22 protein-coding genes are annotated in these 24088 nt (G+C 72.9%); 12 read left to right on the top strand and 10 right to left on the bottom strand.

From position 1 onward, the window contains the following. Positions 1–408: 408 nt before the first annotated feature. The 4 genes from PV789_RS15395 (at position 409) to PV789_RS15410 (ending at position 4096) form a co-directional block, all read left to right on the top strand. Positions 409–729, top strand: a complete 321-nt coding sequence (locus PV789_RS15395; protein ID WP_212639747.1) for a hypothetical protein — start codon at positions 409–411, stop codon at positions 727–729. A 56-nt stretch (positions 730–785) separates the two neighbouring features. Then, positions 786–1283 (top strand): hypothetical protein, encoded by a 498-nt coding sequence (locus PV789_RS15400; RefSeq protein ID WP_274973265.1) that lies wholly within the window; start codon positions 786–788, stop codon positions 1281–1283. Between the two features lie 79 nt (positions 1284–1362). Continuing rightward, positions 1363–2604 carry a tyrosine-type recombinase/integrase gene (locus PV789_RS15405; protein ID WP_475469225.1) on the top strand — a complete coding sequence of 414 codons (1242 nt, stop codon included), beginning with the start codon at positions 1363–1365 and terminating at the stop codon, positions 2602–2604. Positions 2605–2737: 133 nt separating this feature from the next. Continuing rightward, positions 2738–4096, top strand: coding sequence for a hypothetical protein (locus tag PV789_RS15410; protein ID WP_274973267.1), 1359 nt, complete (start codon positions 2738–2740; stop codon positions 4094–4096). 80 nt (positions 4097–4176) lie between these two features. Here the strand turns inward: PV789_RS15410 and PV789_RS15415 are convergent, their stop codons facing one another. Together PV789_RS15415 and PV789_RS15420 are read right to left on the bottom strand one after the other, a co-directional pair. Next, positions 4177–4695, bottom strand: coding sequence for a hypothetical protein (locus tag PV789_RS15415; RefSeq protein ID WP_274973268.1), 519 nt, complete (start codon positions 4693–4695; stop codon positions 4177–4179). A 222-nt stretch (positions 4696–4917) separates the two neighbouring features. Further along, positions 4918–6303 carry an amino acid permease gene (locus PV789_RS15420; RefSeq protein ID WP_274978151.1) on the bottom strand — a complete coding sequence of 462 codons (1386 nt, stop codon included), beginning with the start codon at positions 6301–6303 and terminating at the stop codon, positions 4918–4920. A 348-nt stretch (positions 6304–6651) separates the two neighbouring features. Between PV789_RS15420 and PV789_RS15425 the strand changes: the two genes are divergently transcribed. After that, a complete protein-coding gene (locus PV789_RS15425) occupies positions 6652–7362 on the top strand; it encodes a class I SAM-dependent methyltransferase (protein WP_274973269.1) in 711 nt (236 codons plus the stop codon). Positions 7363–7418: 56 nt separating this feature from the next. Here the strand turns inward: PV789_RS15425 and PV789_RS15430 are convergent, their stop codons facing one another. From PV789_RS15430 to PV789_RS15445, 4 genes are all read right to left on the bottom strand, one after another. Then, the gene (locus PV789_RS15430) at positions 7419–8165 is read right to left on the bottom strand and encodes an alpha/beta fold hydrolase (RefSeq protein WP_274973270.1); all 747 of its coding nucleotides are present in this window, start codon (positions 8163–8165) and stop codon (positions 7419–7421) included. Between the two features lie 12 nt (positions 8166–8177). Continuing rightward, entirely contained in the window at positions 8178–8996 is an 819-nt protein-coding gene (locus PV789_RS15435; RefSeq protein WP_274973271.1) for an exodeoxyribonuclease III, read from the bottom strand. Positions 8997–9021: 25 nt separating this feature from the next. Continuing rightward, positions 9022–10011 carry a tyrosine-type recombinase/integrase gene (locus PV789_RS15440; protein WP_274973272.1) on the bottom strand — a complete coding sequence of 330 codons (990 nt, stop codon included), beginning with the start codon at positions 10009–10011 and terminating at the stop codon, positions 9022–9024. 1304 nt (positions 10012–11315) lie between these two features. Then, entirely contained in the window at positions 11316–12344 is a 1029-nt protein-coding gene (locus PV789_RS15445) for an acyltransferase domain-containing protein (protein WP_274973273.1), read from the bottom strand. Positions 12345–12462: 118 nt separating this feature from the next. On the opposite strand from PV789_RS15445, the gene PV789_RS15450 reads away from it, so the two are divergent. Further along, positions 12463–14082 carry an AMP-binding protein gene (locus tag PV789_RS15450; protein ID WP_274973274.1) on the top strand — a complete coding sequence of 540 codons (1620 nt, stop codon included), beginning with the start codon at positions 12463–12465 and terminating at the stop codon, positions 14080–14082. 93 nt (positions 14083–14175) lie between these two features. Here PV789_RS15450 and PV789_RS15455 read toward each other — a convergent pair whose 3' ends face one another. Next, entirely contained in the window at positions 14176–14460 is a 285-nt protein-coding gene (locus tag PV789_RS15455) for a 4a-hydroxytetrahydrobiopterin dehydratase (protein WP_047871301.1), read from the bottom strand. Positions 14461–14879: 419 nt separating this feature from the next. Between PV789_RS15455 and PV789_RS15460 the strand changes: the two genes are divergently transcribed. The 4 genes from PV789_RS15460 to PV789_RS15475 are packed head-to-tail and all read left to right on the top strand — an operon-like array spanning position 14880 to position 18680. After that, the gene (locus PV789_RS15460) at positions 14880–17216 is read left to right on the top strand and encodes a sensor histidine kinase (RefSeq protein ID WP_274973275.1); all 2337 of its coding nucleotides are present in this window, start codon (positions 14880–14882) and stop codon (positions 17214–17216) included. Continuing rightward, a complete protein-coding gene (locus PV789_RS15465) occupies positions 17216–17674 on the top strand; it encodes a roadblock/LC7 domain-containing protein (RefSeq protein WP_274973276.1) in 459 nt (152 codons plus the stop codon). Before PV789_RS15460 ends, PV789_RS15465 begins: the two co-directional genes overlap by 1 nt. 4 nt (positions 17675–17678) lie before the next feature. After that, entirely contained in the window at positions 17679–18059 is a 381-nt protein-coding gene (locus PV789_RS15470; RefSeq protein WP_274973277.1) for a DUF742 domain-containing protein, read from the top strand. A gap of 45 nt (positions 18060–18104) precedes the next feature. Further along, complete coding sequence (locus tag PV789_RS15475) at positions 18105–18680, top strand: GTP-binding protein (protein WP_036552209.1); 576 nt, start codon at positions 18105–18107, stop codon at positions 18678–18680. Positions 18681–18985: 305 nt separating this feature from the next. Here the strand turns inward: PV789_RS15475 and PV789_RS15480 are convergent, their stop codons facing one another. Genes PV789_RS15480 through PV789_RS15490 form a run of 3 tightly spaced genes read right to left on the bottom strand, consistent with a single transcriptional unit; the run spans position 18986 to position 21943 of the window. Next, entirely contained in the window at positions 18986–19801 is an 816-nt protein-coding gene (locus PV789_RS15480) for an ABC transporter ATP-binding protein (RefSeq protein ID WP_274973278.1), read from the bottom strand. A gap of 19 nt (positions 19802–19820) precedes the next feature. Continuing rightward, positions 19821–20912, bottom strand: a complete 1092-nt coding sequence (locus PV789_RS15485; protein ID WP_274973279.1) for a FecCD family ABC transporter permease — start codon at positions 20910–20912, stop codon at positions 19821–19823. After that, complete coding sequence (locus PV789_RS15490; protein ID WP_274973280.1) at positions 20909–21943, bottom strand: FecCD family ABC transporter permease; 1035 nt, start codon at positions 21941–21943, stop codon at positions 20909–20911. Before PV789_RS15490 ends, PV789_RS15485 begins: the two co-directional genes overlap by 4 nt. A gap of 140 nt (positions 21944–22083) precedes the next feature. Here PV789_RS15490 and PV789_RS15495 point away from each other — a divergent pair, with 140 nt between their 5' ends. Beyond that, positions 22084–23091: an iron-siderophore ABC transporter substrate-binding protein gene (locus tag PV789_RS15495; protein WP_274973281.1), complete on the top strand. Its 1008-nt coding sequence runs from the start codon at positions 22084–22086 to the stop codon at positions 23089–23091. A 172-nt stretch (positions 23092–23263) separates the two neighbouring features. Next, positions 23264–24064: a GNAT family N-acetyltransferase gene (locus tag PV789_RS15500; RefSeq protein WP_274973282.1), complete on the top strand. Its 801-nt coding sequence runs from the start codon at positions 23264–23266 to the stop codon at positions 24062–24064. The last annotated feature ends 24 nt before the right edge of the window (positions 24065–24088 follow it).

Below are 24088 nucleotides of genomic sequence, written 5' to 3' on the forward strand. Positions count from 1 at the left end.
TGCCCGAGTCAGTGCTAGCTTGGTGAGCGTCGATCCGGATGAGAACCAAGTCCGAATCGGCCTACCGCCCGGCTGGCGGGGAGTGCGGTCGAGCCCCCGCTGTGTGATCCTGGCGAAGCCCACACAGTAGGGGCGGGAGCTGGTGTAAGACCGATGGGCGGTGCTCCGCCCTCCGACAGTTCGGTTCGGCAACCAGCAACGAAGCAGAAAGCTCGACCCGCGAGGGAAGAATCCCCCCGCTTCGGATGGGAGAGAGGTCAAACAGCACCGCACGCGCCCCGGGCCCCACACGCCGGGAGCGGTGCCCTGCGTCTTCTGACGGCAAGAACCACCACCCGCACCCCCGGTGCGGGCGTGCCCCCGCCCGCCCTGGACCGCCACCCGTTCTCGAAAGGCACCACGGCCCCCGTGTCTGACCGTCCCTCCGCCCCCGGCAACGGCCGCAACACCCGCCACCCCACCGGTATCCGCGTCGTCATCGCCCTGTTGGCCCTGATGTGCCTGGTGCTGGGGCCGGCCGGCTACCTCCGGGGACTCAGCGTCCAGGCCCACGCCGGCTCCGCGGCCGAGTGGTTCACCCTGGCCTTCGGCGCCGCCGTGGGCATCCCCCTGCTGGCCGCCGCCGTGGCCACCGTCGCCGGGGACCGCAGAGCCGCCCTGTGGTCGCTGGCCCTGCTGGTCTGGCCGGTGGTCTTCGTCGTGGCCATCCACCTGGCCCAGGCGCTGTGAACCCCGCCCGTCCGGCGGGGCCCGGCCCCCGTCCGAACCGGCGGTAGGCTACCCACGTGTCACCCAAGAAACGCAAGCGCCGCAAGGCCCAGCGCCCCGACACCGCCCCGCACCCGCAGGAGAGCACCGCGGAGCCCGGCCCGCTCCCGCCCGCAGCCAGCGTCAGCCGCACCCCGGTGGTCGTCGCCGAACCGCCCGACCGCAGGATCACCGCCCTATGGGTGGTGCTGACCCTGGTGTGGCTGCTGGGCACCCCGCTGGCCCTGGCCAACCTGCTGTTCGTGTTCATGGACCTGCAGGAATCGGTCATCCACGCCGCCCCCGACACCCCGGTGCCCCCCGAGAGCCTGGACCCGGTGGGCAACGCCCTGGTCTGGGTCCTGATCCTGGCCCTGGCCGTCCCGGTGGCCTCGGCCGTGGCCGCCCTGGTCCTGCGGCGCAGGATCGCCGCGATCGGGTTCACCGCCGCCCTGGCCGTCTCGGCCCTGCCCCTGCTGTGGGTCATGCCCCCGGCCGAACTCTGGGACGCCCTGACCACCCACCTGTTCGGCTGACACCCCGCCCCGCCCGCTCCGCCGCCCCCGGGCACCCGCGCCGCCTCACGCCTTCGCACGGGCCCCTGGGCCATCATGGATGACCGTGAACACACCCCAGCCCACCCCCGACCCCGAACCCGCCCACGAGATCGCCCTGCCCGGAGCCGTACGCGCCCGCCTGGAGCAGGCCACCCCCAGCGTCCTGGTCGACACCCGCGCCCTGGCCCGGGTGCGCGAGCGCTTCGACACCGAACAGGCCCAGACCCTGGGCCGCTACCTGGCCAGCGCCCAGTCGCCCAACACCCTGCGCGCCTACCGCGCCGACTGGACCTCCTTCACCGCCTGGTGCCTGGCCCAGGAACGCCAGTCCCTGCCCGCCGACCCGGTGGACGCGGCCGTGTACCTGGCCGCCTGCGCCCAGGAGCGCACCCCCGACGACACCGGCTGGGCCCTGGCCCCCTCCAGCATCGAACGGCGCGCCGCCGCCATCGCCGCCGTGCACGGCGCCCACGGCCTGGAATCGCCCACCCGCGCCGAGGTCGTGCGCATGACCCTGCGCGGCATCCGCCGCACCCGCCGGGCCCGTCCGCGCCGCAAGGAACCGGTCGTCCTGCCCGTCCTGGAGGCGCTGCTGTCGGTGCGCCCGGGCCCCGAACACCCCCACGGGGTGGCCCGCAGGCGCGACACCCTGCTGCTGCTGACCGGGTTCGGCGGGGCCCTGCGCCGCAGCGAACTGGCCGCGCTGACCTTCGACGACCTGACCCTGCACACCGACCCCGCCACCGGAGCCCCCGCCCTGGTGGTGGCGCTGGGCGCGACCAAGACCGACCAGGAGGGCCGCCACGGCCACAGGGTCGCCCTGCCCCGGGGCAGGCACCGCCAGACCTGCCCGGTGTGCGCCTACGCCGACTGGGCCGCCCTGGTCCGGGCCCACCGCGCGGGCGGTGAGGAGGCGGTGGCCGCCCTGCTGGAGCACCCCCGTCCCGAGGGGGCCCTGGCCCACCTGTGCCAGGGCTGGCCGGGCACGGACCTGGCCGACGGCTCCGAGCGCCCCCTGCTGCCCACCGTGGACCGCCACGGCCACCTCGGGACGCGCCCGATGTCGGGCCGGGCCGTGGGGGAGCTGGTCAAACGCTACGCCCGCCGCGCCGGGCTGGACCCCGACGACTTCGGCGGGCACTCCCTGCGGGCGGGGTTCGCCACCCAGGCCGCCCTGGGCGGGGCCAGCGACCGCGAGATCATGCGCCAGGGCCGCTGGACCAACCCGCGCACGGTCCACGACTACATCCGCACCGCCAACCCCTTGGAGGACAACGCCGTCACCCGGCTGGGCCTGTGACCCCGCACCCTGTGGCCCCTTGGGCATCTCAGCTTGCCAACAAACACACCAGTAGTACTCGAAATCACCAATTAAAGTGCGATCCTTCCCTGATGAGACATTAGGTTGGTTCCGTGAGAAAGGGGACGGGCCCATGGTCGACGAGTTTCGCGCGGCGTTCCAAGAACTGATCGACGCCTCCGTCGCCACCGACCCCCAACACTTCCCCCCAGCCGTCCACAAGGTCTACGTGCTGGCCTCCCAGATCCCCGCCTCCGAACGCGAACTCGCCCTGGAGGCACTGGCCCCCCTGCTCTCGGGAGACCACGCCGCCCCCGGCATCATCGCCGACCTGTCCCTGGTCGCCGGAGCACTGGTCGAGATGGGCACCGACCCCGGCCCCACCGGCGTCGAGGTCCTGCGCCGCCTGCGCACCATGGGCCGGGGCGCCATCGTCTTCGTCCGCGCCTGGGAACGCACCGGCACCGACGCCCCACCCGACCCCGACGCCGTCACCGCCGACGCCGAGGCCCGCGTGACCGCCGACCTGGGCAACGACGCCCCCGGCGCCACCATGTGCTGGTGGACCATCCGCCGCCACGGCCTGGCCGCCAGGACCATGCTCAGCGAGGCCCCGGTCCGCGCCCACATGCGCCGCGACCCCGCCCTGCACGCCGAACTCCTGGCCATCGCCAACCAGCTCTCCGAACTGCTCACCGAGTTCGGCCAGGTCCGCGACCTGCTGCGCATGGCCGAGACCACCGGCACCCTGGTCCTGGACCGCACCTCCCAGCGCGCCTTCCGCGTCCGCTTCGAGGGCGTGGGCGACAACGCCCAACTGCACACCCTGCTCGCCGACGCCCTCATCGGCCCCCACCGCCAGGGCCTGCCCGGCGACCCGCCCGACCCGCGCTGGGTCGCCGCCTTCCGCGACAGCGCGCCCGACCCCGCAGCCCAGACCGTGCGCGGCTGGTGGAACCTGGTCGCACACGACGGCACCTGGGTGTGGAACGAGGGCCTGCCCGCCGAGATCCCCACTCTGGAGGGCGAACACCTGCTGGTCCTGGACGAGCAGCCCTACCCCCGCTCCTGGAACGCCGCCAGGCGCCACCCCCAGGTACGCGGCTGGCTGGAGGTGGAGGCCGAACTTCCCCCCGAGGAGGCGGCGCTGTGGTGGAAGCGCGTCGCCCCGGCGGAACCGGCCATCCCCAGCGCCGACGAGGACCAGCACCCGCCGCTGCCCGAACCGGTCGTGCTCGGCACCGAGGAGGCCGAACCCCTGCGCGTACGCGGCTTCCTGCCCGAGGAACCCCCCGCCCCCGAACCGGCGGCCCCACCGGAGCCGCAGAGCGCACCCCGCCCCAAACCCGTCCGACCCCCGGCCCAAACCGCCCCCGCGCAGCCGCCCCACGCGCCCCGGCCCCCCGCCGAGCACACCGGCGGCAACGGCATCCTGCCGCCCCTGCCGCCCGGGGTGTCCAACAGCTCGGGCTGGGGGCCCGCCTGGCGCTGACGGCCCGCGCCGCACCTCACACGACCCGACACGACACCGGCGGGCCGGGACCCCGCAAAGGGGCCCCGAGACGCCTTGCCTCAGGCCCGGTGCCGGGGGGTGTGGGGCACCGACTCGGTCGCACTGCGCGTGCGCCGGGGGTCCCGCTCGTCCTCGTACAGGCCCTCGAAGTACTCCTCCTCGCTGGGGCCCTCATCGTCCTCACGGCGCCAGCGCTGCCCCACGAACACCGGGGCCACCAGCACCACCACCAAGGGCACGAACACCCCCAGCGGCAGCAGCACCAGAGCGCCCTCGGTCCCGGGCAGCTGCGGCAACCGCTCCAGCAGGTACATCCGCCACACCGACAGAGCGCTCAGCGAACCCACGGCCAGCGCCGCGCCCAGGGGCAGCATCGGCGTCAGCCGCGGCGGCACCGCCACCATCGCCACCAACAGCCCCGCACCCACCAACCCGGCCACCGCCAGGGGACCCGAGCCCTGCAGGGCGCCCAGACCGACCGCGTGCAAGCCGCGCAGGTGGGTGAACGCCCACCCCGCCAGCAGGACCAGCAACGGACCCAGGATCAGACCGGACAGCAAGCCGATGAAGTGACGCACGGGGGTGCTCCTCTCAGAGGTTGCGCAGCACCCTAGCGACAAAAACCAGAAACAGCATCACTTCACCTCAAGACGGGCACCCGTTCCGGGGGAGGGGACCGTATCCACGGCGACGGGGCCCCGCCCCCACCGGGAGCGGAGCCCCGCCAAGCCCGCCGCGCCACGGCGACCACTGACCAAGGGACACCGCACACCGCTCCCCGCAGCGCGGCACACCCCGCGCTACTCGACGCCCGGACGACGGCGCAGCGCCTCCGCGTCGGGCCGGTCCGGCACCGCCAGCACCCGGTCCGTGGGCGGCGTACGCCCCCACCGGCGCCGGAACTCATAGGCCACCAAGGCCACCACCACCGACCCCACCGACGCCAACAGCGCCTGACGCTGGTCGGGAATGACCACCATCGCCACGAAGATCGTCACCAGACCCCCCAACACCACCCACGTCAGGTACGGAAACGCCCACATCCGCAGCGTCAACCGCTGCGGCTCACGCCGACGCACCCGCGCCCCCACCACCAACTGCGAGGCGCAGATGGTCAGGAACAGCACCAGCAGGATCGCGCCGATCGAGGCCACCAGGAACGGGAACACCCGATCGGGCCACAGGTAGTCGGCCACCGCCGCCCCGTACCCCACCACGGTGCCGAGCAGGATCGCCCGCACCGGCACACCCCGCCGGTTGGTCCCGCGCAGCACCCGCGGGGCGTCCCCCTGCCGGGTCAGCGTGAACAGCATCCGCGAGGAGGTGTACATCGCCGCGTTCAACACGCTCAGCACCGCGATGAAGACCACGATCTCCATGATCAGCGCCGCCCCGGGCACACCCACGAGCTCCATCACCGCCACGAACGGGCTGCGCCCCGGATCCACGCTGTTCCACGGCAGCACCATCACCACGACCAGGATCGAGGCCACGTAGAACAGCCCGATCCGCCAGAGCACGTTGGTCACTGCCGAGGCCACACCGCGCTCGGGCTCGGAGCTCTCACCCGCGGCCACGGTGATGATCTCCACCCCGCCGAAGGCGAACAGCACCACCACCGTGGCCGCCAGCACCGCCACCCACCCGTTGGGCGCCACCCCGCCGTGCTCCCACAGGTTGGCCACACTGGAGCCGCCCGCACCGCTCCACAGACCCAGCGCCCACAGGCCGCCGATCAACAGGAACGCCACGATCGTGGCCACCTTGACCAACGAGAAGAACGACTCGGTCTCGGCGAACACGCGCACCGAGACCAGGTTGGCCACCGTCATCGACAACAGCACCAGCAGCGCCAGCGCCCACCCGGGCACACCCGGCACCCACTGGCCCAGGATCGCCGCACCGGCCACCGACTCCGCGGCCACCAGCACCGCGTACATCCACCAGTACACCCACCCGATGGTGAAACCGGCGCGGGGACCGAAGGCCAGCCGGGCGTAGTCGGAGAAGGAACCCCCGGCCGGAACCGCCACCACCATCTCGCCCAGGGCGCGCAGAGTGAAGAACACCAGCGCGCCCGCCAGGACGTAGGAGAGCACCGCCGCCGGGCCCGCCATCTGGATGACCGACCCGGAACCGATGAAGAGCCCGGCGCCCACCGAACCGCCGATCGCGATCAGCGCCATGTGGCGGCGCCGGAGCGAATGGGCCAGTCCGGCACCGGAGGTCTGCGTTTGGTTGGCCGCACTCGGAGGCGGCGTCGCACTGCTTGTCACCTGGCCAACCTTAGGGAGCATCCCATTCCTTGGACAGTCCCGAACCCACCGAAAACAGCGGATGACCCCATCATGTGCAATATGCAACAAACCCCGACCGGCCATCACCCCCGCACGGGCCCGACCCACCACCCGCCCAACGCGCACTGCAGCCCGGCCCCGCACACGACGACACACCCACCCCCAGATGAACACACGGCGACAACACTGCTACTTTCGGCAACCACACCGTGTCCACGCCACACCCGAGGAAACCACATGCCCACCACCATCGACCTCGACCACATCCGCCACCTCTACCGCACCCACCGCGACGACCTGGCCCGCGTCCGCGACCAGATGCGCCACCACCACACCGCCGACCCCCGCCTGCGCCCCTGCACCGACGACATCGAAGCCGAGATCACCTACCTCCTCCTCCGCGAGAACACCCCCGCCCACACCGTCCAGATCGGCACCGACCACGGCTGGTCCACCACCTGGATCCTGTCCGCCCTGCGCGACAACGGCACCGGCCACCTGCACTCCTTCGACACCCGCGACCACGCGCCCCGCCACGTCCCCACCGACCTGACCCACGACCGCTGGACCTTCACCCACGGCGACATCCGCACCAGCACCGCCCACCTGCCCCCGCGCACCGACCACCTGCACATCAACGCCACCCACCAGGGCTGGTTCGCCCGCTGGTACCTGCACCACCTGCTGCCCACCCTGCCCCCGCACACCACCGTCACCGTCCACGACGTCTTCCGGCGCCACTCCACCCCGCCCTTCACCGAAGGCGCCCACGTCATGGCCTGGCTCACCGCCCACACCACCGCCTTCTTCACCGCCTCCGCCGCCCGCGCACCCCACACCCACCGCGCCCTACGCGAACTCAAGGAAGAACTCGGCCTGACCGCGCCCCTGCACCCCGGCCACCACAACCCCGCCATCTACTTCCGCCTGCCAGCACCCACCCCCTGACGCACCGAAGGGGGGCGAAGGCACACCAACCCCCGCCCCCCGCAACCGCCGCGGCTTCAGCCCTCCCCGGACTCCAGCGCACGCCGCGCACGCTCACGACCCGACACCACATCAGCCGCGTCCGCGACGATCCGCGAAAAATTCACCGGCTGATCCAAACTCACCATGTGCCCCGCCCGCGGCACGTTCACCAACCGACCATCCGCACACGCGTCGAAGAAACGCTTCTCATGGATCCGGAAGTGGTCCCGCGCCCCGTTGATCAACCACACCGGACCCTCGTACGCCGACAACGCCGCCAACACGTCCATCTCCGAGACCGCGTCGATCACCGCCGTGGCCGCCTCCACCGCCAAACCACCACCCAACACCGCCTCCGCCGCACCATCACGCAACGTCAACCGGTGGAACCGCTCGTTGACCGCCGCACCCTTGTCCGGCAACCGGTCCATCAACACCGCCGGAATCCGGTACACCTGCGCCAACAACTGCGCCGGCTTGGCCGTACACCCGGCCGCCACCAACCCCGCCACCCTCCCCGGAGCCGCGGCCGCCGTCGCGATCGAGACGAACCCGCCCAGGCTCAACCCCACCACCAGCGCCCGACCGCCCACACTGTCGACCGCGTCCAACACGGCGTCCACCGCACGCCCCAGCGAGAACTCCTCACCCCGACGCGACCCGTGCCCCGGAAGGTCGGGGACCACCACCGTGCGCCCCTCGCTCTCCAACAACTCCACCTGCGGGCGCCACATACTCCCCGACACCCGCAACCCGTGCACCAGAACGATCGGCACACCCATGACCGCCTCCTCCTACCGCACCCGGTAGCGCACCGTCACCGGAGCATGATCCGACCAACGCCCGGCGTGCTCAGCGGCACGCTCCACCCGCGCCTCCACCGCACGCCCCGCCAACCCCGGCGTGGCCACCTGGAGATCGATCCGCCACCCCGCGTCGTTGTCGAAGGCACGACCACGGTAGGACCACCACGTGTAGGGCCCCTCCTGATCCGGATGCAACGACCGCACCACGTCCACGAACCCCGCCTCACCCAGGACCCGCGACAACCACTCCCGCTCCTCGGGCAGGAACCCCGCGTTCTTGCGGTTGCCCCGCCAGTTCTTCAGATCCACCTCGGCATGGGCGATGTTCCAGTCCCCGCACACCACCAGCTCACGACCGCGCTCCTCCACCTCGGCCCGCCGCTTGACCAGATACGGCAGGAACGCCTCCATGAAGCGCTCCTTCTCCTCCTGGCGCTCGGTGCCCACCTCACCCGAGGGCAGGTACAGGCTCGCCACCGTCACCCCACCCAGGTCCACCTCCACATACCGGCCCGCGTCCTCGAACTCGGCATGGCCGAACCCCACCCGCACCCCGTCGGGCTCACGCCGCGAGTACACCGCGACCCCCGCACGCCCCCGCGCCGCCGCCGGAGCCAACACCACGTGCCACCCCTCAGGCGCCACCACACCCGTCGGCAACTGCTCGGCCTCGGCCCGCGTCTCCTGAAGGCACACCACATCGGCGTCGGTGTCCGCCAACCACCCCACGAACCCCGGATCCTTCTTCGCCGCGGCCCGCAACCCGTTCACGTTCACCGATGACACAGTCAAGTAAGTCGTATCCACAGGCAAAGCCTAGCCACCCCCCGGCTCAGCCGCCCCCGCCCTCGGCCACCAGACGCCGCAGCACCCCGTACGTACGGTTCGACGACGCCGCCTCCCGCTGCGCCCGCGCCGTCACCTCGATGTAGGCCTGCGACGACGCCACCGACGCGTGCCCCAGCAGATGCATGATCTCCGACACCGACGCCCCGTCCTCCGCCAACCGCGTCGCGAAGGTGTGCCGCAACGCGTGCACCAGCGTCCCCCGCGCCACCCGGTCGTGCACACCCGCGTGCTTGTAGCACTGCTGCACCAGGTACTGCAGCCCGCCCCGGCGCAACCCCTCACCCCGGTTGTCCACCAACAACGGATCCGACCCCCGCACCACCCCGAACCGCTCACGCCGCGAGACCAGATAGGCCTCCAACAACGCCTCCAACGGCACCTCGATCGGCAGGACCCGCTCACCCCCGCCCTTGCCCACCACCCGGATACGACGCTCACCCGAACGCCCGCCCACCGACTCCACCCGCAGCGACAACATCTCCGCCGACCGCATCCCCGTCAACAGCGCCAACGCCAGCACCGCCAGATCCCGCTCCGGCCACGGATCACGCGCCTTGCGCGCACCCCGCGCCAACGCCTCCAACAACCGCTCCGGCGTGTCCTCACCCATCAACGGCTTGGGCCCCGAAGGACGCACCCGCGGCCGCGGCACCGCCGACATGGGATTGCCCGCCACCACCCCCTCCGCCACCCAGAACCCGAAGAACCCGTTCCACGTCGACCACGCCCGCACCACACTGGAGGCCGCCCGCTCCCCGGCGAACTCCGCGAACGCCGCCCGCAGCACCCCCGCCTCCAGGTCCTGCCACCCCACCCGCTCAGGCTCCACACCCACCACCTGCGCCACACACCCCAACACCCCGCGCAGATCACGCCGGTAGGCGGCCACCGTGTGCGGGGAGGGCTTGGCCGCCCGACGCGCCACCAGGTACTGCTCCACAGCCTCGGCCACAGGCCCCGTCTGAGCACTCATACCCCCAGCATCCCCGATTCCGCGGGCGCTTCCACCGCCTCCCTCCACCGTGTTCGAACGTGTTCGACACCGGGCGGCGGGGGAGGGGCCCTGACCATGACGGCACGGCCGCGCCCCGTCGGCAGAGGTCCACGCGTCGCCCTCCGGCCTCACGGGAGGACGCTCCCGCCCGAAGGGGGAGCGGCGTCCGGGGGAGTCCGCGCACGATCCAGGTTCGGTGACTTTTCGTTATTGATATGTCACTCCATGCCTTCCACGGGGTCGTCCACCCGGGGCAGGGGAGGGGGAACTCCGGGCGACGCCGGACTCGAAGGCTTGGGCGGGGGAGCAGGGGGGGCGAGCGGCGTGGAGCGGTCGCAGGCCGGTGGAGGGGTTCGGCGGGGCGCGGGCCCGGGGTCGAGCGCGCGGGGGAAGGGTCACCGGTGAGTGACTCGTCGGCCGACCAGCCGCCACGAAACTTCGCATAGAAGTATAAAACCCTACAAAATCATGCATAACACGGTTTATGCATGAAACATGCAGGAATCGGGAGAGGGGCGCGTTCGCAGGGGACACCCCGCCGCCCACCAGCACCTTCTTCTTGGAGCCGACCTGCCGCACCGGGGCGTCACGCCCCGCCCGGGTGACCAGCACGGCGCAAAAACACCCAGGTCACGGTTGACCGCGGGTGAGGCCTCCGGGGCGCCCACACACCGGCCCCGGCGACGAGGCCGGTCCGGACGGGGCGAACCGGTCAGCGCGTTCGAAGAGATGGAGCGTTCAGCGGACCAGGCCGCAGCCGCGCCGAGGACAGCTGGTCGATCGGTCCTGCGTCAGCCTTCAGGCCCCAGGGCTCGGTCGCCACGCACTCCGGGCAGGCAGACGCTCCGGGGTTCCAGGCATCCGGCCGCGCACGCGACGACCGTGCGGCGGCGTTCTCAGCGCCGAACCCGGGCCGGCGCGCGCCGCCACCCGGCAGCTCGGCCGCCCAACCACGCCGACGCCGCCAGCCGCCGGACACGCTGACGTCCACACGTCCCGGGCGTGCACCTCCCACAGGCCCGGGAACCCCTTCCCCGCAGGCCCTCCCATATCGCCGATAATGCACATTATGTAAAGTCGAGGTGGTCGGCCCCTCCTCTGCCCGTCCTCTCATGCCCCGGGGCTGAACGGCGCCTCTCAGCCGGACGAAGGCCTTTCCTTGGCCCGCCCGCCCCGGCCGAGCCCGACGAACCCTGTCCCGCCGCCCCGCACTCCCGGCACCCGCGAGCCCGCGTCCCCGGGGCCCGCGCGCCGCCGAACCCCGGGGAACCCGCACACGAGCCCTACCCGGGCAGCCGCAACCACCCCGTGCGCACCTGCCACGCACCCCCCGACTCCAACCGCTCCACCACCGCACGCTCCAACCGCGTACGCCGCCCGGCCGCGGCCACGTCCACCACCGGCATCCCGAACACGAACCGGAACACGTCCGACTCCCCCGGCTGCCCGCGCCCCACCAGCGTGAACCGCCGCTGGAACCCCACGATGTTGGAGCCCTCCCCCAACACCTCCTCCCACTGCGGGTCCAGCAACCACGACGTACACGTGGCCACCACCGGGTCGAACCCCAGGTGCGAGCGCGCGAACCCCCGCGCCCGCGCCAGCGCGTCATCCACCGACGCCGGGTCCAGGCCCCCCGAAGGGATGTGCAACCGCAGCGCCAGATCCCCGCGCCCCATACCCGGACCCAACCGCGCCGCCTCCTGCTCGGCGTACCACTCCACACCGCCCTGGTCGGTCAGCACCCCCGGCTCCAGCTGCAACCCGCCCACCCAGTACAGGCGCCCCCGGAACTGCGCCGCCACCCACGACGCCGTCTCCACGCTCAACCGGCCGAACATCCGCCGCGACCGCGCCACCTGCACGCCCACGTCGGCCAGCGTCGCCGCCGTCACCGCCGGGTCCACGCCCAGCTCCGCGTGCGCCTCGAACTGCGCGGACACCCGCGCCGCGAACGCCCACAGCGACGCCGCGCGCACCCGCGCGTCCTCGGCCTCCACCAGCGACGGCCAGTCCCGCCACTCCCCCAGCGCCAGGTCCGCGTCCGCGCACAGGCGCCGGTACATGCACTCCACCAGGTACCACAGCTCCGGCGGCCACTCCCCCGGCTCAGAGCCCGAACCCGGCCAGAGCGCCGCCACCTCGGCCCGGTCCGCCGCCTCCAGCGCGAACAGGTCCAACACCCGCTCCGCCTCAGCACCCACCGGAACCTCCAGAGCCCTCGCCGGCTCCGGCAGCCGCTCCGCCTCCTCCAGCCACAGGCGCACATCCGCACCCAGACCGAAACGTTCCACCACCGCGACGCTATCCATCCCCACATCATGTCCCAGCGCCCACGCGGCGCGCGAGTGAGGCCAGCCTCACAGGTGGGCATAGTGTTGACGTAACCCGCGAAAACCCCACACCAACCGAAAAAGAGGACCGTCACCGATGCCCGTGCCCGACCCGGAGCACCACGTCCGCGACTGGCTCGCCACTTACGACACACCCACCACATCGGTGGCACACCTCCTCTGCGACCGCCACGACCCCCACGCCACCGCCACCACCGAGATCGGCCCCACCCTGGAGGCCACCACCCTCACCTTCGGCGACCTCGCCCAGCGCTCCCGCGACCTGGCCACCGGTCTGGCCGACCTGGGCGTCACCAGCGGGGACCGCGTCGCCACCCTCATCCCCAAGGGCGTCGACCTGACCGTCACCGCCCTGGCCGTGTGGCGTCTGGGAGCCGTGCTGGTCCCCCTGCTCTCCTCCTTCGCGCCCTCGGCCATCAACGAACGCCTCACCGACTCCGGCGCCCGCCTGGTGGTGTGCGACGCCGAGTACCGCGCCAAGCTCGTCACCGGCGCCGACCGCCCCTGGCACATCGTCACCACCGCCGCCGAGCCCGCCCACGAGGGCGACCACACCCTCACCGGGCTGGCCGCCCGCACCGCCGCGGCGCCGTCCGCGCCCGAGGCCGCCGTGGGCGGGGACGGCCTGCTGGCCGTCGTCTACGTCTCGGGGGTCATCGGCCCGCCCCGGGGTGTGCGGGTGCCCGTGCGCGCCCTGGCCGCCATGCACGCCTACCACCACTACGGCCTGGGCGTGCGCGACGACGACGTCTACTGGAACACCGCCGACCCGGGTTCGGCCTACGGCCTCTACCACGGGCTCGTCTCGCCGCTGCTGGCCGGGCACAACTCCCTGGCGCTGCGGGCCGGGTTCTTCGACCCGGAGCTGACCCTGGACGTGCTGGGCGTGCACGGCGTGACCAACCTGGCGGCCGATCCGACCACCTACCGGACGCTGCGCGCGGCCACCAAGACCCTGCCGCCCGAGGTGATGGTGCAGAGCCTGGCCAGTGCGGGCGAGCCGCTGGCCCCCGACGTCATCGACTGGGTCACCGACGTGTTCGGCGTCCCGGTGCGCGACCACTACGGGCAGACCGAGCTGGGCTGGTGTGTGGGCGTGCCCAACGGCGAGACCGGTCAGGGGTCGGCCGATCTGCCGCCGGGGGCGATCGGTCCCGCCCTGCCGGGCTGGCGGGTGCAGATCCTGGAGGCGATCTCCGACGACCCCGCTCCCCTGGGCGCCTACGGGCGTGTGGCGGTGGACCTGGCGCACAGTCCGCTGGCCTGGTTCGAGGGCTACGTCGGCCAGGAGGGGGCCTCGCAGGTGCGGTTCACCCCCGACCGCGCCTACTACCTGACCGGGGACACCGGCATCCAGGACCGTCAGGGGTCGTTGTTCTTCTCCACCCGTGACGACGGGGCCATCTTGACCTACGGGTACCGGATCGGTCCGAGCGAGGTGGAGTCGGTGCTCAACGCCCACCCCGCGGTGCAGGAGTGCGGGGTGTACTCCATCCCCGACGAGCTGGCGGGGCAGGTGATCGGTGCGCGGGTGGTCCTGGGCGCCGACCGTGAGGCCACTCCGGAGCTGGCCGAGGAGCTCAAGGTGTGGGTGCGCGAGCGGTTCGCCGCGCACGCCGCGCCGCGGGTGGTGGACTTCGTGGAGGAGCTGCCGCGCACGGCCTCGGGCAAGATGCGCCGGGCGCGGCTGCGCTGACGGTGGGCTGCGCCCCTGTGGCCCGGGGTGGTGGGGGCGCGTCGGCGCCGCCCCGTGCGCCGCTCCCCCGGGGCCGGGGCCGGGGCCTCGGGGTCAGGGGACGAGTTCGTCCACGCGGGCGGCCAGGGACATGTCCTTGTCGGTGACGGCTCCCTCGGAGTGGGTGCTCAGCGCCAGGTGCAGGGTGTCGTAGCGGATGTCGATGTCGGGGTGGTGGTCGACCTGTTCGGCGGCCTGGGCGATCTCGTTGACCAAGGCGATGGCGGCCGGGAAGTCGGGCAGGCGCACGGTGCGGCGGATGGCGGGTGCGGCGGGGTCCAGTTCCCAGTCGGTGAGGCGGGTCAGGCCGTCGCGGATCTGTTCCTCGGTGAGTCTCATGGCGGGTCCTCTCCCCCGGTGGCGGTCGCGCGCGCCGGTGCGCGCGCGGGTGGTCGCTGGGGGCTACGTACCCGTGTGCGGGGTGGGGGTCACATGCGGCGGATGTGTCCCCCGAGGAGGGAGCCTGTGGTGGTCGGTGCGGCGGAGCCGCGCCTTTTTTGTTTCTCTGGTTTTGTGGAAACTGACGGCCGGGCTGTACGACGTAGATTTTAAAGTACTTAGTAGCTTCGTAGTCCGCGTTACCAAGCTGAGGCCAGACCTTTCACCTGCACCGATCCTGCCCGTATGGGCCGCGGTGTCCCCCTCAGGCTTGCGCAATCCCCCGTTGAGCGGTTCACTCTGGGGAACTCCGGCCCCTCCCCCACACCGGTGGACGCCCCCGCAGGTAGCGTCCACCGCCCTCCCCCAAAAGCGAGCCCATGCCCCACAACAAGCGCCGTTCGCTTCGCGCCCGCATGATCACGCTGGTCCTGTTCCCCAGCACCGTGCTACTGGCCCTGTGGGCCGCCTTCACCGCCCTGCTCGTCGGCGACATCGGAGAGCTGCGCACCACCGCCACCTTCACCGAACAGGTCGGCGTCCCCGTCGAGGAGACCATCGGCGCGCTCCAGCGCGAACGCCGCGCCACCATGGACGCGGCCTGGGGCACCGAGCGCACCGCCCTGTACCTGACCTACTCGCGACAGCAGACCGACGAGGCCGTGGACGCCCTGAGCCGGAGCCTGGACGCCTTCGACGTCCAGGACCTGCCCGAACAGGCCCTGGCCTTCCGCGCCGCCGTCAACCGCCTCGACACCCTGCGCGCCCGGGTGGACGCCTCCTCCCCCACCGAGATCGACCTGGAGGAGACCTCCACCGTCTACGACGAGGTCATCGAACAGGGCCTGCGCGTGTGGGACGGCCAGGTCGAGCGCGCCGACCCCGCCCAGGCCCCGCACCTGCGCTCCCTGACCTCGCTGATGCGCACCCGCGAACTCCTCAACCAGCAGGACACCGTCCTGGCCCACGCCGTGGCCACCAACTCCTTCCCCGTCCAGGCCCACGCCCAGTTCGCCGCCGCGGCCGGAGCCCAGCACTACACCTGGGAACGGGTCGTGGTCGAGATGAGCGAGGAGGACAGCCAGGACTACATCGAACTGGAGTCCTACACCGAGCTGCAGCGCATCTACCAGCTCCAGGAGAGCATCATCTCCATGCCCGTACGGGGCGGGGCCACCGTGCCGGTCAACGCCACCGCCTGGCAGGGCGCCGCCGAGGCCGTGGACGCGCGCATGCGCGACGTCGAACAGGGGCAGATCGACCGCGTCATCGCCTTCAGCCGCTCGCAGTCGGCCGAACTGCGCACCAGCGTCCTGCTGGTGAGCGTGCCCGCCCTGGTGGCCGCCCTGGTCTCCTCCGCGGTCGCGGTGGGCGCCACCCAGCGCCTGGGCAGGCGCCTGCAGGACCTGCGCACCGCCACCCTGGAGCACGCCCGGGTACGCCTGCCCGAGGTGACCGCACGGCTGCGCGCGGGCGGCAGCGTGGACGTGGACGCCGAGGTGCCGCGGCTGCGGGTGGAGAGCACCGACGAGGTCGGACAGGTGGCCGAGGCCTTCAACGACGCCCAGCGCGCGGCCGTGGCTGCGGCGGTGGAGGAGGCGCAGGTGCGCGCGGGCGTGCGCAACATGTTCCGCAACATCGCCCGGCGCACGCAGGCGCTGGTGCACCGCCAACTGGGGCTGTTGGACGCGCTGGAGCGCGCCGAGACCGACCCCAAGGTGCTGGAGTCGCTCTTTCGCATCGACCACTTCAGCACCCAGATGCGGCGCAACGCCGAGAACCTGATGCTGCTCAGCGGGGACGCCCCGGTACGGCGGGGGCTGGCTCCGGTGCGCCTGCACGAGGCGGTGCGGGCCGCGGCCAGCGAGATCGAGGACTACGTGCGGGTGCGGGTGCTGGCGGTGCCGGGGGTGGCGCTGCGCGGCGAGGTGGGCGCGGACACCGTGCGGCTGCTGGCGGAGCTGTTGGAGAACGCCACGTCCTTCTCGCCCCCGGGCACGGAGGTGACGGTGCACGGCCGCGACGGCGAGGCCGGCGGGTGCGTGCTGGAGGTGCGCGACCGGGGGCTGGGGATGACGCGGGAACAGGTGGAGGCGGCCAACGCGCTGCTGCGCGACCCGCCGCGCTTCGACCTGGCCCGGATGCGCGAGGACTCCCAACTGGGGTTGTTCGTGGTGGCCACCATCGCCGCGCGCCACGGCCTGGAGGTGACGCTGAGCGCCGGGCCGGACCACGGCACGTGCGCGGTCGTGGCCGTCCCCGCCGACGCGCTGGCAGGCCAGGACACGGGCGCCGAGGGGCCCGATCCGGCCGCTGGCCCGGAGGCCGCGCCCGCGCAGGAGAGCGCGCGCTCGCAGCGGCTGGTCCTGGCGGGCGGCTCCCCGGCCGCACCGGGCGGCGACGGGGAACGGGCCGCGGGCGAGAGCGGCACCGAGCCCTCGCAAGGGGCGGCGGACCAGGAGACGGGCGACACCTACAAGGGTCTGCCCCGGCGGCGGCGCAAAGGCGTGCAGCCCTCCCCCGCGCCCGCCCCGGCCGCGCCCGGGGAACCCGGGGAGTCCGGGAGTCGGGAGGCGGCGGCCGAGAGGTCGCTGACCGAGATCCGGTCGATGATGAGTGCTTTCCAGTCCGGGAGCCTGCGCGGGCGCGCACAGCCCCCGGACGGGGATGGAGACGGCGTGCGCGGTGCGCGCCCCGGTGAGAGCTCGGAAGGGTGATGTCGATGACGGCGGACGCTGCGGCGGGAGGCCGGACGGCCGAAGCGGCGGAGGAGCAGTCCCCGGCCAGGACGCTGGACTGGCTGCTGGGCGACCTGGTGCGGCGGGTGGCGGGGGCGCGGCACGCGCTGTTGCTGTCGGCGGACGGGCTGCTGTTGTCGTGCTCGGCCGACCTGGGGCGTGAGCAGGGTGAGCGGCTGGCCGCGATCGCGTCCGGGTTCGCGAGCCTGGCCCGTGGCGCGCGGGGGCAACTGGGCGCCGCGGAGGTGCGTCAGACGGTGGTGGAGATGGACAACGTGTTCTTCTTCGTGCTGGCCGCCGGTCAGGGCGCGTCGCTGGCGCTGGTGGCCGAGTCCACGTGCGACATGGGCCAGGCGGCGTTCGAGGTGAACCGTCTGGTGCGCCAGGTGGGTCCGCACCTGTCGGCGCTGCCGCGGCGCGGGAGCGTGAGGAGGTGAGGGTGTGGACGCTGAGCCGTCCAGCGGGGAGTCGGGACGGGAGTGGTCGTTCGAGTCGAGTCTGATCCGGCCGTACTCGTTGACGGGTGGGCGCACGCGTCCTTCGCGTACGGACTTTTCGATGACCTCGCAGGTGGTCGCGGTGGCCTCGGCCTCCGGGGCGCGGTTGGACCCGGAGTTGGAGCTGATCCTGTCGCTGTGCGCGCAGCCGGTGTCGGTGGCCGAGGTGGCCTCGCGGTCGGGGTTTCCGCTGGGGGTGACGCGGATCCTGCTGGCGGACCTGTTGGACCAGGGCCGTGTGGTGGTGCGCACCTCCGACTGGGAGCGGCACCGGCCCGACGCCGGGACGCTGCGTTCGGTGCTGGAGCGCATCCGTCAGCTGTGAGGGGCAAGGTGGTGTCGAGGTGGAGTGGATGTGTCGTTGGTCGTGATGGACGCCGAGGGTGCGGGGCCGGTTCCCGACACCCTCAAGATCGTGGTCGCGGGGGGCTTCGGGGCGGGTAAGACCACCCTGGTCTCGGCGGTGAGCGAGGTGGAGTCGCTGCACACCGAGGAGGTCATGACCTCCGAGAGTGTGGGCGTGGACGATCTGGACGGGGTGGAGGCCAAGGCGACCACGACGGTGGCCCTGGACTTCGGCCGGATCACGCTGGACGGGTCGACGGTGGTGTACCTGTTCGGTACGCCGGGTCAGCGGCGGTTCTCGTTCATGTGGGAGGAGTTGACCGAGGGCGCTCTGGGGGCGGTGGTGTTGGCCGACACCCGGCGGTTGGCGGACTCCTTCGACGCGATCGACTTCTTCGAGTCGCGCGGGGTGCCGTTCGTGGTGGCGGTGAACTGCTTCGACGGGCAGCGCACGCACCGGGCGGACGACGTGCGGGTGGCGCTGGACCTGGAGGAGCGGGTGCCTTTGTTGCTGTGCGACGCCCGGGACCGGGAGTCGGTCAAGGAGGTGTTGGTGGAGCTGGTGGCTCTGGTGTTGCGCCTGGAGCTGTCGGGCGCCTGAGAGGGGACGCCCCGAGGGAGGGGCGCGGTGGGGCCCGGGACGCGTGGTGCGCCCCGGGCCCCACCGTGTGGCCCGGCGGCCCCGGGGGTCGGACCGGTGACGGGCGGCCCGGGTACCCGTCGGGCGAAGGACCGGCGGGGGCCGCTCCCCCGCCCTTGGGCTCCTCCCCCGTCGGCTCCGGCACCAAGGACGTGTTCGTGACCTGCCCGCGCGCCGCGCAGCGGAGGTTGCGTCCGGCGGGGCCTGGCGTGCCCCTCCCCCGCCTGGGCGTGCCGTGGCCGAGCCCGTCTGCGGCGGTCGCGGGGTCAGCGGGTGGCGCCGCGGCGGTCGACGGGCACGATCATCGGGGTGTCGGTCTCGGGGTCGGGGATGATGCGCACGGGCAGGCCGAAGACCTCCTCGACCAGGGTCGCGGTCACCACGGTGGAGGGGTCGCCCTCGGCGACGATGGCGCCCTCCTTCATCACGATCAGGTGGGTGGCGTAGCGGCAGGCGTGGTTGAGGTCGTGCAGGACCGCGACCAGGGTGTAGTCGCGTTCGGCGTGCAGCTGGGCGCACAGGTCGAGCATGTCCATCTGGTGGGCGATGTCGAGGTAGGTGGTGGGCTCGTCCAGCAGCAGCAGGGGGGTCTGCTGGGCCAGGACCATGGCCAGCCACACGCGCTGGCGCTGCCCGCCGGAGAGCTCGTCCACCGACCGCTCGGCCAGTTCGGCCACGCCGGTGGAGGCCATGGCCTCGGCCACGACCGCCTCGTCCTGCTTGGACCACTGGCGCAGGAACCCCTGGTGGGGGAAGCGGCCGCGGGCCACCAGGTCGGCCACGCCGATGCCGTCGGGGGCGATGGAGGTCTGCGGCAGCAGCCCCAGGCGGCGGGCGACCTCCTTGGCGGGGTAGGAGCTGATGGCCTTGCCGTCCAGGTGCACGTGGCCGTGCGCGGGCTTGAGGGTGCGCGACAGGGCCCGCAGCAGGGTGGACTTGCCGCAGGCGTTGGGGCCCACGATCACCGTGAAGGAGTTGTCGGGGATGGTGACGGCCAGGTCCCGGGAGATGACGCGCTGCTCGTAGGCCAGGGTGAGGTCGCGTCCTTGGAGGCGGGAGGCGGAGTGGTCGGCGATGGTCATCGTTCTTCCTCGGTTCGGGTCAGGCACGTCCGCCGCGCCATTCGGTGTAGAGCAACCAGATCAGGTAGCTGCCGCCGATGACGGCGGTGACCACGCCCACGGGCAGCTGGGTGGGGGCCAGGGCGCGCAGCGCGACCAGGTCGGCCACCGCCAGCAGGGCGGCGCCCATGAGCGCGGATCCGGCCAGGGTGGTGCCGCCGGTGCGCATCAGGCGCCGGGCCAGCTGGGGTGCGGCCAGGGCGACGAAGCCGATGGGGCCCGAGACGGCGATGGCGGCGCCGGTCAGGGCGCTGGCGGCGGCCAGGGCGATCAGCTGGGTGGAGCGGGTGGGCACGCCCAGGCCGCGGGCGGTGTCCTCCCCCAGTTCCATGAAGCGCAGGCGCTGGCCCAGGGCGAGCAGGACCGGTCCCAGCAGGGCCAGGCAGATCCACACGGCCGCGACCTCGGCCCAGCCGCGGCCGTTGAGGCTGCCGATCATCCAGATCTGGGCGCTGAGGGCGTCGGTGAGTTCGGCGCGGGTGAGCAGGTAGTCGCGGACGGCGCCGAGCATGGCGGCCATGCCGATGCCGACCAGGACCAGCCGGTAGCCCTGGACGCCGTTCTTGGTCGAGAGCAGGTAGACGGCGGCGGCGGTGAGCATGCCCCCGGCGATGGCGCCCAGGGACACGCCCAGGCGTCCGGCGCCGAAGAGCAGGATGACGGTGACGGCTCCGGTGGCGGCGCCGCCGGTGAAGCCGATGATGTCGGGGCTGCCCAGGGGGTTGCGCGACAGGCTCTGGAAGACGGCTCCGGCGAGCCCCAAGGCGGCGCCCACGCCGATGGCGGTCAGGGCGCGGGGCAGGCGCACCCCTTGGACGAAGAACACGTCCAGGCGTTCGCCGTAGCCCCAGATGGCGGCGGGCACGGCGCCCAGGGGGATCTCGTAGTCGCCCACGGCCACCGAGACGGTGAGGGCGGCGGCGCTGAGGGCGGTCAGGACCGCGGCGACGACGAGGGTGCGCGGGCGCACCAGCAGGGACAGGCGTTCGCCGAACAGGCGCAGGGCGAAGGAGCCGCGGGGTCTGGTGCGGGCGCGCTCGCGCGGGCGGTGCGGTGTCAGGGTGCGGCTCAAAGTTGGGCCATTCTCGTGCTGCGGACCAGGGCGATGAACAGGGGGGCGCCGACGAAGGCGGTGATGATGCCGACCTCCAGTTCGGCGCCCGGCACGATGACGCGGCCCAGGGTGTCGGCGGCGGTGAGCAGGACGGCGCCCAGGACCGCGGAGTAGGGCAGCAGCCAGCGCTGGTCGGGTCCGGTGACCAGGCGTGCGGCGTGGGGGATGATGAGGCCGACGAACCAGATGGGGCCCGCGGCGGCGGTGGCGGCGCCGCACAGCAGGATGACGCCCACGGCGGTGGCGGCGCGGATGAGGGGGATGTTGGCGCCCAGGGTGGCGGCCAGGTCGTCGCCCAGGGCGACGGCGTTGAGGGAGGGGCCCAGGCACAGGGTGAGGACGATGCCCGCGATCAGGAAGGGCGCCACCTGCCAGAAGACGTCCAGGTCGCGTCCGACCAGGGAGCCGACCTGCCAGAAGCGGATGCGGTCGAAGACGAACTCGTTGAGGACGAACACGCCGTGGACGAGGCCCTGCAGGACGACGGCGACGGCGGTTCCGGCCAGGGCCAGGCGTACGGGGGTGGCGCTGGAGCGTCCGCGTGAGCCCAGGGCGTAGACGGCGACGGCGGCCAGGGCGGCGCCGAGGAAGGCGGGCCAGACGTAGCCGGTGCCGGTGGCGCCGAAGGCGATGACGGCGATGACCACGGCCGCGGCGGCGCCGGAGTTGACGCCGAGGATGCCGGGTTCGGCCAGGGGGTTGCGGGTCAGGGCCTGCATGAGGGCTCCGGCCAGGCCCAGGGCGGCGCCGACGAAGACGCCGATGACGGTGCGGGGTACGCGCAGACTGCGGATGACGTCGTGGTCGTAGGAGCCGTCGTAGGCGGTCAGTGCGGCCCACACGTCGGCGGCGGGGATGGGTTTGGTGCCGATGGTGACGCTGAGCAGGGCGCACAGGGTGAGCAGGCCCAGGGCGGCGACCAGCCCGAGGGGGCGGATGATGCGCCTGGTGAGGGTGGGGCGCGTGAGGGTGGGGGCGCGCAGGGCCACGGCTTCCCCGTTCGTTGTGGCGTGGGTGGTGGACGCGGCTGCCCTGGTGGGGTGCAGCCCGGGGCGGCACCGGTGCACCGCGCGCCGCCCCGGACAGGTTAGCCTTACCTTCATCCCGTTCGCACGGAAGGGTGCCCGTTATGCCCGAGTTGTCGCGTCCTGTGTGTGCCCTGGCCACACTAACCGCCCTAGCGGCACTGACCCTGTCCGGCTGCGCCGCACCACCCGACCCCCGAGCCGACCAGGACGGGCCCACCCGCACCGTACAGGCCGCCAACGGCAGCGTGGAGATCCCCGCCACACCCCAGCGCGTCGCCGTCCTGTGGCGCCCGACCCTGGCCGCCGCGACCCTGCTGGGACACGACGTGGCCGCCACCATGGGCACCCCCGGCGCACCCGAACAGGGCCTGGCCCCCTTCCTGCCCCCGGGCGCCGACGGCGACGCCCTGACCCTGGCGACCAACTCCCCCGCCGAGGACGATGTCAACATCGAGGAACTGGCCAACGCCGCCCCGGACCTGATCATCGGCGTCCACACCCAGTCCGGCGCCCAGGCCCAGATGCTGGCGAACCTGGAGGCCATAGCGCCCACGGTGCTGCTGGAGTGGGAGGGCACCGGCTCCTGGCGCGAGCACCTGCACCAGGTCGCCGAGGTCCTGGACACCCCCGAACAGGCCGAGCAGGCCGTGGCCGAGTACGAGACGGCCCTGGAGCAAGCGCGCCAGCAGATCACCGGGGCCGGGGTGGACCCGGCCGCCACCGAGGTCTCGCTCGTGCGGCTGCAGAGCCAGAGCGAGATACGCCTGGAGACGCCCGCTTCCTTCCCCGGACAGATCGTCCAGGACCTGGGCCTGCCCCGCCCCCAAGGCCAGACCCAGGCCCAGGGAGAGACCGACTTCATCGCCCTGGGCTATGAGCACCTGGAGCGCGCCGACGGCGACGCGGTCTTCGTCCTGGCCGGATCGGGCTACCCCGACGCGCCCCGCACCTTCTCCGCGGGGGTGTGGTCCAACCTGCGCGCGGTGCGCGACGAGCGCATCTACCGCATGGACCACGACGTGTGGGGCGCGGCCAACCACCACGCCGCCCACCGCATCATCCAGGACGTGACCCGGGCCCTGACCGGACAGACCGCACCCGCGGTGTGAGAACCCGGGTCACGAAACGGGCGAACCCGCCGGTAACCCGGGGCGGGCCCGCCATCGTGGGGAGCGCACGCCACGCGCTGACCCCCGCCACCGCGGCCACGGCCCGCCCGCCCCGGGGCGGGGCACAGCGCCCACCGGGCCCGCACCGGGCCCCACCCGCCGAAGGGGACTGATGGGGGACCGCACCGCGTCGATCGAGTCGATGCAACAGCTCACCCGGGTCTGGCGCTCCCTGGTGCTGGACCGCGACCCGCGCGCCGACGTGCGCGACCTGCCGGGCCTGGCCGTGCGCTGGGCCGACTGCCGCTTCGCCTTCTGGAACTGCCTGACGCTGACCGGCCCCGACCTGGACGCGGCGGGCCTGGAACGCGACCTGCACCGGGCCGCGCGGGTGATGCGCACCAAGAGGCACCCCGGGTTCCTGTGGCTCTTTGCGGACCTGCTCGACCAGGGCGCGCGCGAGCACCTGCACGAGACCGCCCACCGGGCGGGCCTGGAGCGCGCCTTCGGCGGCGTCGGCATGGCCGCGGACCTGGCCCACCTGCCCGAGCCCTCCCACCCCGACCTGACGTTCGTGCGCGTGAGCAACGACGCACACCTTGGCTCCTACGCCGACCTGAACTCACGCGCCTACGGCTTCGCGCTGGAGGAGGGCCGCGACGGACTGGCGGGGTCCACCCTGTGGAAGGACGGCGTCCACGCCTACCTGGGCATGCGCCGGGGCGAGGCGGTCACGTGCGCCGCGACCGTGCCCGCCCGGGACTGCCTGTTCGTCGTGCTCGTGGCCACCGCACCGCACTGGCAGCGCAGGGGCTACGCCGAGGCCGTCACCCGCAAGGCCCTGTACGAGGGCGCGCGGGCCAGCGGACTCGGGCGCGCCGTACTGCAGGCCACCGAGGCCGGAGCCCCCGTCTACCCGCGTATCGGCTTCACACCCAACTCACCCCTCCACTTCTACCGGCTGCGCGGCTGAACGCGCCGCGCACTCGTCCGCCCG

Origin of the sequence: Nocardiopsis camelliae (assembly GCF_028993595.1) — a bacterium.
GTDB lineage: Bacteria > Actinomycetota > Actinomycetes > Streptosporangiales > Streptosporangiaceae > Nocardiopsis > Nocardiopsis dassonvillei.